Source organism: Mycolicibacterium rutilum (assembly GCF_900108565.1).
GTDB lineage: Bacteria > Actinomycetota > Actinomycetes > Mycobacteriales > Mycobacteriaceae > Mycobacterium > Mycobacterium rutilum.
Window position 1 is genome coordinate 4,074,225 of record NZ_LT629971.1, and the last position, 11,845, is coordinate 4,086,069.

Annotated in this window: 14 protein-coding genes; 8 read left to right on the plus strand and 6 right to left on the minus strand. The window is 69.3% G+C overall.

The window, feature by feature from the left end:
• The first annotated feature begins 34 nt into the window (after positions 1–34).
• Together BLW81_RS19805 and BLW81_RS19810 are read left to right on the plus strand one after the other, a co-directional pair.
• Complete coding sequence (locus tag BLW81_RS19805; RefSeq protein ID WP_083408642.1) at positions 35–751, plus strand: FadR/GntR family transcriptional regulator; 717 nt, start codon at positions 35–37, stop codon at positions 749–751.
• Complete coding sequence (locus BLW81_RS19810) at positions 751–1,410, plus strand: sterol desaturase family protein (protein ID WP_083408643.1); 660 nt, start codon at positions 751–753, stop codon at positions 1,408–1,410. The genes BLW81_RS19805 and BLW81_RS19810 overlap by 1 nt, the downstream gene beginning before the upstream one ends.
• A 7-nt stretch (positions 1,411–1,417) precedes the next feature.
• Here the strand turns inward: BLW81_RS19810 and BLW81_RS19815 are convergent, their stop codons facing one another.
• From BLW81_RS19815 to BLW81_RS29740, 3 genes are all read right to left on the minus strand, one after another.
• Positions 1,418–2,140, minus strand: a complete 723-nt coding sequence (locus BLW81_RS19815; protein WP_083408644.1) for a L,D-transpeptidase — start codon at positions 2,138–2,140, stop codon at positions 1,418–1,420.
• 120 nt (positions 2,141–2,260) lie between these two features.
• Positions 2,261–2,878, minus strand: coding sequence for a Pr6Pr family membrane protein (locus BLW81_RS29735; RefSeq protein WP_083408645.1), 618 nt, complete (start codon positions 2,876–2,878; stop codon positions 2,261–2,263).
• Positions 2,875–4,245, minus strand: coding sequence for a DUF7159 family protein (locus BLW81_RS29740; RefSeq protein WP_083408646.1), 1,371 nt, complete (start codon positions 4,243–4,245; stop codon positions 2,875–2,877). The genes BLW81_RS29735 and BLW81_RS29740 overlap by 4 nt, the downstream gene beginning before the upstream one ends.
• Positions 4,246–4,468: 223 nt before the next feature.
• Between BLW81_RS29740 and BLW81_RS19830 the strand changes: the two genes are divergently transcribed.
• Both BLW81_RS19830 and BLW81_RS19835 read left to right on the plus strand, forming a co-directional pair.
• Positions 4,469–5,935, plus strand: coding sequence for a peptide MFS transporter (locus tag BLW81_RS19830; RefSeq protein WP_083408647.1), 1,467 nt, complete (start codon positions 4,469–4,471; stop codon positions 5,933–5,935).
• Between the two features lie 94 nt (positions 5,936–6,029).
• The gene (locus tag BLW81_RS19835; RefSeq protein ID WP_083408648.1) at positions 6,030–6,248 is read left to right on the plus strand and encodes a hypothetical protein; all 219 of its coding nucleotides are present in this window, start codon (positions 6,030–6,032) and stop codon (positions 6,246–6,248) included.
• 3 nt (positions 6,249–6,251) lie between these two features.
• Here the strand turns inward: BLW81_RS19835 and BLW81_RS19840 are convergent, their stop codons facing one another.
• The gene (locus BLW81_RS19840; protein WP_083410683.1) at positions 6,252–7,202 is read right to left on the minus strand and encodes a threonine ammonia-lyase; all 951 of its coding nucleotides are present in this window, start codon (positions 7,200–7,202) and stop codon (positions 6,252–6,254) included.
• A 55-nt stretch (positions 7,203–7,257) separates the two neighbouring features.
• Complete coding sequence (locus BLW81_RS19845) at positions 7,258–8,118, minus strand: hypothetical protein (RefSeq protein ID WP_083408649.1); 861 nt, start codon at positions 8,116–8,118, stop codon at positions 7,258–7,260.
• Positions 8,119–8,251: 133 nt separating this feature from the next.
• Between BLW81_RS19845 and speB the strand changes: the two genes are divergently transcribed.
• From speB to BLW81_RS19860, 3 genes are all read left to right on the plus strand, one after another.
• Positions 8,252–9,283, plus strand: a complete 1,032-nt coding sequence (speB, locus tag BLW81_RS19850; RefSeq protein WP_083408650.1) for an agmatinase — start codon at positions 8,252–8,254, stop codon at positions 9,281–9,283.
• Positions 9,284–9,350: 67 nt separating this feature from the next.
• Positions 9,351–9,728, plus strand: coding sequence for a thiol-disulfide oxidoreductase DCC family protein (locus BLW81_RS19855; protein ID WP_083408651.1), 378 nt, complete (start codon positions 9,351–9,353; stop codon positions 9,726–9,728).
• A gap of 6 nt (positions 9,729–9,734) precedes the next feature.
• Complete coding sequence (locus tag BLW81_RS19860) at positions 9,735–10,244, plus strand: GNAT family N-acetyltransferase (protein WP_157897761.1); 510 nt, start codon at positions 9,735–9,737, stop codon at positions 10,242–10,244.
• Positions 10,245–10,260: 16 nt separating this feature from the next.
• Here BLW81_RS19860 and BLW81_RS19865 read toward each other — a convergent pair whose 3' ends face one another.
• Entirely contained in the window at positions 10,261–10,887 is a 627-nt protein-coding gene (locus BLW81_RS19865) for a TetR/AcrR family transcriptional regulator (protein WP_083408652.1), read from the minus strand.
• Positions 10,888–10,948: 61 nt separating this feature from the next.
• Between BLW81_RS19865 and BLW81_RS19870 the strand changes: the two genes are divergently transcribed.
• A complete protein-coding gene (locus tag BLW81_RS19870) occupies positions 10,949–11,791 on the plus strand; it encodes an alpha/beta fold hydrolase (protein ID WP_083408653.1) in 843 nt (280 codons plus the stop codon).
• Positions 11,792–11,845: the final 54 nt, after the last annotated feature.

Below are 11,845 nucleotides of genomic sequence, written 5' to 3' on the forward strand. Positions count from 1 at the left end.
TGACCTCTGGCCGGTTGACTGGCAGGCTGCCCGTGTGGCGTTGCAACCGGTGAACCGGCGGTCCGTGCCCGAGGACGTGTTCGACCAGATCATGTCCGAGGTGCTCAGCGGCGCGATGCAGCCGGGCGAGGCGCTGCCCAGCGAACGCAGGCTGGCCGAGGTGCTCGGGGTGTCGCGCCCCGCCGTGCGGGAGGCGCTCAAGCGTCTGACGGCGGCGGGCCTGATCGAGGTGCGGCAGGGCGATGCCACGACGGTGCGCGACTTCCGCCGGCACGCCGGGCTCGACCTGTTGCCGCAGCTGCTCTTCCGGTCCGGCGAGCTCGACGTGTCCGTGGTGCGTTCCATCCTCGAGACCCGGCTGCACAACGGCCCCAAGGTCGCCGAACTTGCCGCCGAGCGTCGGACGCCGGACCTGGCGGCGCTGTTGGAGGAGTCGGTGCAGACCTTGGCCGACGAGGACGACCCTGTCGAGAAGCAACGCCATGCCCTGGCGTTCTGGGACCACGTCGTCGACGGTGCCGACTCGATCGCCTTCCGGCTGATGTACAACACCCTGCGCGCGACCTACGAGCCCGCCCTGCCCGCGCTGGCCGTCGTGATGGCCGGTGAGGTCGGCAGACCGCAGGCCTACCGGGTGCTGGCCGACGCGATCGCCGCCGGTGACCCGGCCGCGGCCCGTCGCGCCGCCGAGGATCTTCTGCAACCCGCCACCGCGACGTTGCTCGATGCGCTGGGAAGTTTGGGGGACTGATGACAACCGGTGTCCGCAAGGGCTTTTCGCTCACCGATGCGCAACGCGAATTTTGGCGGCACCCGTCGCCCTGGTTGATCGGCGCGACGCTGGTCGCCGCGGTGGCCGCCCGTATCGCCGTTGGAGACTGGCAGATCACCGACGCGGTCGTCCCGCTGGCGATGCTGGCCGTGTTCCCGTTCTTCGAGTGGATCATCCACGTGTTCGTGCTGCACTGGCGGCCGAAACGGTTGGGCGCGTTGACGATCGATCCGCTGCTGGCTCGCGAGCACCGGGCCCACCACAGCGATCCGCGCAGCGTGCCGCTGATCTTCATCCCGTGGCAGTCGTTGGTCAGCTGGGTGCTGCCGCTGACGGTGGCCGTCGGTTTGCTCGCGTTTCCGCGGCTCGGAATGGGGCTGACGTTCCTGGTGTGTATCGGGGCGCTCGGCCTGGTCTACGAGTGGACGCACTACCTGATCCACAGCGACTACAAGCCGAAAACGCGTGTCTACCGCGCTGTCTGGCGCAACCACCGGCATCATCACTTCAAGAACGAGCACTACTGGTTCACGGTGACCAGCACGGGCACTGCGGACCGGGTGCTGGGCACCTACCCCGACCCCGCCACCGTGCAGAACTCCCCGACTGCGAAGAACCTGCACGCGCAACCGGTGTGACGCGGAATCAGGCCTGCACGATCACCGGGTCGCCGACGCCCACGGTGTTGTAGTACCAGTCGGCGTTGTCGGGGCTGAGGTTGATGCAGCCGTGGCTGACGTTGGCATACCCCTGCGACCCGGTCGACCAGGGGGCGCCGTGTACATAGACCCCGCCCCAGGTGATGCGGACCGCGTCGTACACCGTGAGCTTGTAGCCCTCGGGGTCGTCGAGCGGGATGCCGATGGTGCGCGAGTCCATGATCACCACGTCCTCTTTGCCGAGCACCCGGAACGTTCCGGTCGGTGTCGGGAACTTCGCCTTGCCCATCGATGCGGGCATTTCGCGCGCCACCTCGCCGTCGATGCTGACGGTGAACGTGTGGGCGTCGATGTCGGCGACGCTGACCACCGATGCCCCGGTCTGGAAACTGGCCTTCGTGTTGCCCGCGGTGACCGTGATGGTCGAATGCGCGGGCCAGAACCGCGTCGGATTCCATTGCAGTTCACGGTCACTGAGCCAGGTGATGGTGCCGTCCGGGGTGTCCGGTGAGGACACGTCGATGCTCTGCTCGACGGCGGTGCGGTTGCGCACGGGGTGGTCGAACGTCACGGTGATCGGATGGGCCACCCCCACCGTCTGTCCGGCGGGATCGATGCTGGCCCCGGCGGTCGGTGACGGGATGCCCGCCGCGCTCGTCGCGGTGGATCCCGCCAGGGCGAGGACCGCGAGGCTCGCTGTGGCGAGCATGTGTCGAAGCTTCAGCACACTCTCATCCTAGTTCGTCGGGCGCGGTTACCTCGGTATCCGCAAGTCACGCATATGCATGCATGTCTCGGTGGGCTTATCGAACGCGCTGCTCAGAACGTTTCACGTCGCGTCGATACGCGCCGGGGTGGCGAGCCGGTTCACGGCCAGCAACAGGTAGCCCACGACGAGCACCGCGGCGCCGAGCACACCGATGTTGGCGGCCACCGCCGGCACACCCACCTGGTCGGGGTCGAGGAAGTAGTACGGGGCGCGCCGGCCCATCCGGTTGAGCACGACCAGCGCCACGACCGCGTAAGCCGCCGGATACGCCAGCCACACCAGCGGCTGCCACCACCGCACCCGGCCCGCGCCGCGGCCGACCAGCAGCCAGTCCGACAGCGCCAGTACGGGCACGACGACGTGCAGGAGGATGTTGGCCACCGTGTATCCCATGCTGTAGTTGGTCAGCAGCAGGTTCCAGGTCACCCCGGCGAGAAGCACATAGAGCACGACAGCCCCGCGCAGCCCGACCCTGGCGTCGGCGCGCGGTGAAGCCAGCGTCCACAGGTAATAGGCGGCCGCGAGCACATTGGCCTGGTAGGTGAACGTGACCAGCCGCCAGGTCACTCCCGATCGCGACGACACCTCGACGACGGCCAACGCCAGCACCACGGCGGCGATGACCGCGATCCGCAGCACCAGCCGCAGGGCCGACGGCCCCGGGCCCGGTGCGGTCACGGCGGCGGCAGCAGCGGCGGTGCCTCCGGCGGCGGTGGTGGGGGAAGAACGGCCTCGGGCGGCGGCGGAACCGGTGCGGGCGGCGCCGCCAGCGCGGGATCCGGCGGCGGTGCCAGCGCGGGATCGACCGGCGGCGGTGCCAGCGCGGGATCGACCGGCGCCGGCGCGGCCGGCGCGTTGTCGCCGGCGTTCGAGAACCGGTCCCTGATGCGCTGCAAGAATCCGCGTCGCTCGGGCACCGGCGTGGGCTGTGCGGGGACGAGCCCCGGGGCCATCGACTCGGGCGGCAGGACGGGCGCACCGGGAATGCCCCCGACCGGCACCTCGGGCGCGAGCACCGCGCTGTCGGGCGGCGGTGCGGTCTCGATCGCGACAGGTGGCTCGGCAGGAAGTTCGGCCGGCGGTTCGACCAGCGGAGGCGCCACCTCGGCGGGCGGCGCGACGGGCAGCGCCACCGGTGCCGGCGACGCGACCGGGCGCGGCGCGGCGACGGGTACGTCGGGTGAGGACTTGGCGGCCGGACTGGGTGCCATGTCCCGGCCGGGCCCTAACTGCATGCTCAGCGCCGCCGAGACCGAGACGACGAATGTGACAGTGCCTGCGGCCAGCAGTGCCAGCGGGGCGGTCACGGTGGCCGCGCGGGCACCGGCCTTCGGGCGCCGGTCTGCGGCCCGCTCGTCGCGGGGGCTCAGCGTCACCTCGCCGGTGTGTGCCGCCGCGAGCGCCGCGCCGCGGGCCAGCGCCAGTTCCGCCTCGGCGGGCGCGAACACCGGCACCGCCAGCACGTCTTCGAGCCGCGGCATGAGCGCGTCGAGACCCGAGCCGGAGCCCACCAGCACCAGCGCCTCGGGCCGCCAGTCGGCCTTGGCGAACACCGTGTGCAGCCAGCGGACCAGCGCCTCCTCGTCGGCGATCGAGTGGTTCACCGCCGTCTGCACGGCGCCTTCGCCGGTGTGCACGACTAGCGCGATCACCGTGTGGGATTCGACCACGCACACCGCGGTCACGTCGTTGCCGATGACGTCGGCGACTCCCCACGCCAACGCCTCGGATGCCTCCGGCAGCCGAACCGGGACCACGTTGTCGAAGCCGCATTGGCTCAGCGATCGCAGCAGCAGCGTGGCCTCGAGGTTCGCGTCGTCGCTCCACGTCACGCCGATCGAACGGATCCGGTGGCCACGCTCGACGGCCAGCGCCTCGGATCGCAGCACCGCCGCGGCGGCCTCGTCGGAGGTCTGGCGTGGCGTCGACCGCCGCCCCGGATAGATGGCGTCGCGGTCGACGGTGGCGCCGTCGGCGTCCGGCCCCTCGACGAGGACCAGGCCGACGGCTGATGGTGTCACCGACAAGCCAAGTACGGCGTCCACTCACACCCCTTCGGACGTCCAGTTACCGGGGTGACGGTAACAGGAGCGCGAGCCGTCGGCTTGCCGGGCACCGGGTCAGCGCCCGCTTCGCGCCCGTCAATTGTCAACGCGAAATGTGCTGTGCGCCAAGAATGTCCTGCACGACAGCATGACCGTCTTTGCCGCTCGAAATTCGGTTGACAACCCGCACGACCGGCGCGCCGAAGTGGCAGGGTGGACTTCCATGGCATCAGTCGAGCGCACGCAGGACCGCCCGGGCGGTCGGACCATCTTCGGGCATCCGATGGGGCTGGCCAACCTGTTCGGCGTCGAGTTGTGGGAGCGGTTCTCCTTCTACGGGATGCTGACGATCCTCGGCTACTACCTCTATTACTCGGCCACCGAAGGTGGGCTGGAGCTGTCGAAAGCCACGGCAACCGGCATCGTCGGTGCCTACGGCGGCCTGGTGTATCTGTCGACGGTGCTCGGCGGCTGGATCGCCGACCGGATCCTCGGCATGGAGCGCACCGTGTTTTACGGCGGTGTGGTGGTGATGTTCGGCCACCTCGCGCTGGCGGTGGTGCCGGGGATCGTGGGCGTCGCCGCCGGCTTGGTGCTCGTCGCACTCGGATCAGGTGCCCTCAAAGCCAATGCGTCGTCGTTGCTGGGAACCCTCTACGACAAGGGCGACCCGCGCTGCGACGGCGGGTTCACGCTGTTCTACCTGGGCATCAACCTCGGCGCATTCGTCGGACCGCTGATCACCGGACTGTTGCAGACTCGCATCGGTTTCCACTACGGGTTCGGCGCCGCCGCCATCGGTATGGCACTCGGGCTCGCACAGTACGTGGTGTTCCGGCGCAACCTTGGCGACCACGGACGTCATGTACCGAACCCGTTGCCCCGCAACATGTTCGGGCGTGTCGCCGCGATCGCGGCGGCGGGCATCGTGGTGATCGCGGCGGCCTTCGCGATCGGTCTGGTCACCCTGTCGAACCTGTCGCAGGTCACCACCGCGGTGATCGTGGCCGCGTCGATCGCCTACTTCGCCGTGATGCTGACCAGTGCGAAGGTGCAGCCCGTCGAACGGGTCCGGGTTCGGGCGTTCATCCCGCTGTTCGTCGCCAATGCGGTTTTCTGGTCGCTGTTTCAGCAGATCTTCACCGTGCTCGCGGTCTATTCCGATGAGCGGATGAACTGGTCGATCTTCGGCTGGACCGCGCCGTCAAACTGGATCGGCTCCATCGAGCCGGTGTGGATCATCGCGCTCTCACCGGTGTTCGCGATGCTGTGGACGCGACTGGGCAACCGCGCACCCACGACACCGCGCAAGTTCGCCTACGGGGTGATCGGCATGGGCGTGGCGTTCCTGCTCTTCCTCCCGATGGCGGGCACCACGGGCAGAGCCGTCCCGGCGCTCTACATCGTCGGTGTGATGGCGATTTTCGCGATCAGCGAGCTGATGCTGTCGCCGATCGGTCTGTCGGTCACCACCAAGCTTGCGCCCGAGGCGTTTCGCGCGCAGATGATGGCGCTGTACTTCTTCTCGGTCGGCTTGGGCACGTCGATGTCGGGTGTGCTGGCCGGTTACTACGACCCGGCGCGCGAGTTCGCCTACTTCGGCATCATCGGGGCGGTCGCGATCGCGGCCGGAGTGGTGGTCTTCGCGTTGGCGCCGTGGATCAGTCGCCAGATGGAAGGCGTGCACTGAGCGGACCTGTGTGTGGCCAAGTCGTGACCGCACCGCGACGGTTTTCGGTGTCGCGCCCGGCGATCATGGTGGAACCGGACGGAGGAGGCCGACGATGTCGATTGCGGTAGCCGTTGATGATCTGCCGGTCCTGTCCGCGGTAGGCACGGTGACAGTTCACGACTCCGGCGTCGCGCGGAGCTGCGCGCGCTGCTCGTGCGGCTGGACCGGTAAGCGGCGGCTGCTCAAGGCCGCCGCGGAGCAGGACGCCTGGATGCACTCGATCCACCAGCGCTGTGTGGTCGGTGTGCCGCTGGTCCGCCCCGGGAACTGAGCGCTACCCCGCCAGGATCTCCCGCAGCAGCGCCGGTTCGACATTGCCGCCGGACACGATGACGACCGTCCGGCCCGGCGGAAAGTCCATGGCTCGGTAGGCAGCCAACGCGACCGCGCCGCTGGGCTCCGCGACCAGATGGGCTCGGAACACCAATTCGGCGACCGCCGAACGGATCTGGTCCTCGGTCACCGTGACCACCTCGTCGAGCACATTCTGTAGGTGGGTGAATGTCAGTTCGGACGGTTGTGAGCGCAGCCCGTCGGCGATGGTGCGGTTGCGGTCCTCGATGGACCAGTCGACCCGATGGCCGACCCGAAACGCCTGCGCGGTGTCGGCGGCGAGTTCCGGTTCCACGCCGATCACCCGCGCCGAGGGACACAACGCCTTGACCGCCGTGCCGATCCCCGAGGCCAGCCCGCCGCCGCTGACGGGCACCAGCACCGTGTCGACGGTGGGCAGATCCTCGGCGATCTCCAGCCCGATGGTGCCCTGCCCGGCGATGATGTCGGGGTGGTCGAACGGCGGAATCAACACGCCACCGGTCTCCTCGACGACTTCGGCGGCCACCCGTTCCCGCTGGCCGGCTCCGCACAGCACGACCCGCGCGCCGTGCCCGCGGGTGGCGGCGACCTTCACCGCGGGCGTCTCCTCGGGCATGACGATGTGCGCCGGAATCGCGTAGACCGCAGCCGCATAGGCCACCGCCTGCGCGTGGTTGCCGCTCGAATAGGCGACCACTCCCCTGGTCCGCACCGACTCGTCGAGGCGCCCGATCGCGTTGAAGGCGCCGCGTACCTTGAACGCGCCGATCGACTGCAGATTCTCCGGCTTGATCCACAGCGGCCGCTCGTCGTCGCCGGCCCAGGGCGCCGGGAGCAGCGGGGTCCGCAGCACGAACGCACGGATCCGGGCGGCGGCCTGCTCGATATCCTCGATCGTCACCAGCTCCACCGGTTCAGTCTGGCCCACCGAGACCCGTCGGCACCAACGGGGATCGGCTGCCGGCTCAGACGCGGCGCGCGGTGAAACCGGCCCCGGTTGCCGGGGACTCGACCGTGAAACCGCGACCAGCCAGCAGCCGCCGGAAGAACTCGGCGCTGACCGCGCTCTTCAGCCTGACCCCGTACCGGCGGGAGAACACCCGGCCCTGCGGCAGCACGACGGGAGCCGGGCCCCGCGGTGCCGACTCGAACCGGATCGTCGTGCCGTCGGCGACGACGCTTGCGTACTGGTACTCGGTGAGCGGTTCCCAGCTGTCGCCGCGCCGTACCGACACCGACCCGTCGGCGTGGATTTCAAACTCGTTGCCGCGGTTGAAAAGTGGGATCGCGTTATACCACAGCAGAAGCAGGCCGGGCAGAATCAACAGGAACAGCGCGTAAGCGCGCGTGTTCTCGAGCTCGGCGTCATACGTCGGCGCGATCAGTTCGACGAACCACCCCTCGAGGAACACCCCGATGTCGGTGAACACGTCACCCACCGTCGCCCGGCCGGTGCTCAGGTCATACACGGCTGCGCCGGCGCCCGCCACGCCGGCCGTCGTCAACACGGCGCCGATGATCAGCAGCGCCCAGTTGGTCCGGGACACGAACGCGCCCAACAGATGCTGCGGCTGAGACAGGTCGACCTCGGGCCCGCCCAGCGGTCGGGCCATGCACCAGACGCTGACTCCGACCGCCACCGACAATGCCAGCCACTCCAGTGGGCCGAAGTAGACGCTCTGCGAATTAGCCACGGCCACACCGAGAAACGTCAGCCACGTCCCCCAGCGCAGCGCGCGCTGCCACCAGGTGAGGAGCCGCTCGCCGGTCTCCTCGGGCTGCTGTCGCGCTTGATGACCGGCCGGTGGTTGCCACTGTTCGGTCATTACGTGCGCTCGCTGCTGAACACGCCAGAATCCTAGCTGCGCACAGCGTTGCCGGCGTGTGGTGCAGCAAACTCGTCGTCGTGATCCGCAAACACGCCCTGAAATGTGGTCGGCGAGGCACTACGGTCATCGCATGGGGGACGATCACGACCATCGCCGCGAACTTCCCCCCGGCATGGCCGAACAACTCGATCTGGCATATGCGGGCCTGGCGTCCTTCGGGCACCGCCCGTTCCTGACCGAGGCCGAACAACTCGACTCATGGCGCCCCGACGTCGCGATCGTCGGCGCACCGTTCGACATCTCGACGACCAATCGCCCTGGCGCCCGGTTCGGTCCGCGCGCCATCAGGGCGACGGCCTACGAGCCAGGGACCTACCACATGGACCTCGGCCTGGAGATCTTCGACTGGCTGGAGGTCGTCGACTTCGGCGACGCGTACTGCCCGCACGGGCAGACCGAGATCTCCCACGCCAACATCCGCGAGCGCGTGCACACCGTGGCGTCCCGCGGCATCGTGCCGGTCGTGCTCGGCGGCGACCACTCGATCACCTGGCCGGCCGCGACCGCGGTGGCCGACGTGCACGGCTACGGCAATGTCGGCATCGTGCACTTCGACGCGCACGCCGACACCGCCGACGAGATCGAAGGCAACCTCGCCAGCCACGGCACCCCGATGCGCAGGCTCATCGAGTCCGGGGCCGTGCCGGGCGCCAACTTCGTGCAGGTCGGCCTGCGCGGCTACTGGCCGCCGCGAGACACCTTCGAGTGGATGCTCGAACAACGCATGACATGGCACACCATGCAGGAGATCTGGGAACGCGGCTTCAAAGACGTGATGCGCGACGCCGTCGCCGAGGCGCTGGACAAGGCAGACAAGCTGTACGTGTCGGTCGACATCGACGTGCTCGACCCGGCGCACGCCCCGGGCACCGGAACACCCGAGCCGGGCGGCATCACCACCGCCGACCTGCTCCGCATGGTGCGCCAACTCTGCTACGAACACGACGTCGCCGGTGTCGACGTGGTCGAGGTGGCACCCGCCTACGACCACGCCGAGTTGACCGTCAACGCCGCGCATCGGGTGGTGTTCGAGGCGCTGGGCGGGATGGCCGCGCGCCGCCGCGACGCGGCCCAGGAGAAGCCCGGCCCACCCGCGCGCTGAACGTGAGATCGGCGACTGTGCGCCCCGAACAGTTTCGTCGGCGCCGGCACAGGTGGACACTGAAGTCATGGCCGGAACCCTGTACTTCGACGGCAACTGCGGGATGTGCACCCGGGCGGTGTACTTCATCCAGAACCTGGACCGCACCGGAGCGCTGCGAACCGCACCGCTGCAGGGCGACGGTGTCGCCGAGCGGCTCGGCGTCGCGCCGGCCCGAATCCTGGACGCCGCGCGCTGGCTGGACGCCGACGGCACGGTCTACGAAAGCGCCGAGGCGATGAACGCCGCGGTGTCGGCGGCGCTGGGAAGGCGCTGGCCGCTGCAGATCTACCGACTTCCCGGGATCCGCGCACTGCAGGACGCGGTGTACCGCTACGTGGCCGGGCACCGCTACCGCTTCCCCGGTACGACTCCGCACTGCGAATCGCACCCGGTCGCCTGCTGACCGCCGGTGACGACCGCCGTCGAACTGCGCCCGGCGCGGCCGCAGGACCTGCCCGCGATCGGCCGGATCTACGCGCACTACGTCGAAAACACCGTCGCCACATTCGAACTCACACCGCCAGGCCCCGCCGAGTGGAGTCGCCGCTTGGAAGCGATCGCGGCCGCCGGCCTGCCGTTCATCACCGCCACCGTCGACGGTGAGGTCGCGGGCTACGCGTACTGCGGCCCGTGGAAATCCCGGCCTGCCTACCGGCGCACGGTCGAGGATTCGGTGTATGTGGCACCGGACGCGCACGGGCGTGGCATCGGCGGCCGGCTCGTCGACGAACTGCTCACCCGGTGCGCACGAGCGGGTGCCCGTCAGGTCATCGCCGTCATCGTCGACGCCGACGGAGCGGCTTCGGTTGCGCTGCACCGCAACCGCGGGTTCGTCGAGGCGGGCCGCCTGCATGCCGTCGGCTTCAAGCACGACCGGTGGCTCGACACCGTGCTGCTGCAACGCAGCCTGATCGGTTGAAGAAGACCTCGACCAGTCAGCCGCCGCGACCGGCGATTCCGTCGACCAGTCGATCGCACACCGCGTGCATCTCGTGGCGGGCCCGCTCGCGGTCCGTCGCCCGCGACACGTACAGCGCCGCCTCGTCGAGCGCCCCCAACAGCACGTGCGCCGTCGCCCGCAGCGGTTGCTCGGGGATCGCCCCCTCGGCGACGGCGTTGGCGAGCATGGCCTCGATGACACCGAGCCCGTAGCGCGCGCCGACCTCGCGCCAGCGGTCCCAGCCGAGCACTGCCGGAGCGTCGATGAGAACGATCTGCTGCACGTCGGGCGCCGCACACCCGTCGAGGAACAGCCGGGCACCCACCCGCATCGCCTCCAGCGGGTCCAGCGGCGCACGCTGGGCGAGCTGCCCGGCGATGTCGGCCACCAGATCACGCTCGACCTGCTCGTACACCGCGGCGAACAGGTCGGTCTTGTCGGAGAACTGGTGATAGAGCGCACCGCGGGTGACGCCGGCGCCTGCCACGATCGCCTGGGTGGATACCTCGGCGAAACCCTTGTCGGAGAACAGCTTCCGCGCAGCGTCGATCAGCTGGGCGCGGGTGGCGGCGGTGCGCTCAGCCTGGGTGCGACGGGCCGGCGCCGAGTCATTGACTTTCATACAGTCTGCACGTAACTTCCATACCAGGTGTCTGTAAGTTGCTCTCGGAAGGATAGCCAACATGCCGCAACTTGCGCTCGAACAAGCCACCATCGACTACCGCGTGTTGGGGCCCGAGGACTCCGCACACCCGCCGGTGGTGTTCGTGCACGGCATCCTGGTCGACAGCCGGTTGTGGGACCAAGTCGCCGAGGACCTCGCGGCGCGCGGCTACCGCTGCTATCTGCCGACCTGGCCGCTGGGTTCTCACACCATCCCCACCAATCCCGGCGCGGTGCTGACGCCGGACTCGGTGGCGGCGATGGTGCGCGAGTTCCTGATCGCACTCGACCTGTCCGACGTGACCCTGGTCGGCAACGACACCGGCGGCGGCCTGTGCCAGCTGGTCGTCGACCGCGATCCCGAGCGTGTCGGGCGGCTCGTGCTCACCAATTGCGATGCCTTCGACAAGTTCCCGCCGTTCCCGTTCAATCTGGTGTTCGCGATGCTGCGCGGGCCGGTCACCATCAAGGTGCTCTTCGAGCAGATGCGGGTGACCGCGCTGCGGCACTCCCCGCTGGGCTTCGGGCTTCTGGCGCAACCGGATCCCGCGCTGACCAACTCCTGGTTGGAGCCGGCGCGCGCCGACGTGCGGATCCGCCGCGACCTGGCCGGACTGCTGCGGGCGGTGGCCCGAACCGACCTGACCGATGTGGCGACGCGATTGCCGCGATTCACCAAGCCCGTCACCCTCGTCTGGGGCCAACGCGATCGGGCGTTCACCCCGGCGCTGGGCCGGCGACTGGCCGCAGTGTTCCCGAATTCGACGCTGATCGAGGTACCGGGGGCCAGGACGTTCGTGTCGCTCGACGCGCCCGCCGCGGTGGTCGGCGCGATCGTCGACGTCGGGGCCGCCCACCGCTGAACCGATTTCGGCTGCGTGAACCGCCGCGAGCTGGGTACTCCCTACCCGGTTGCG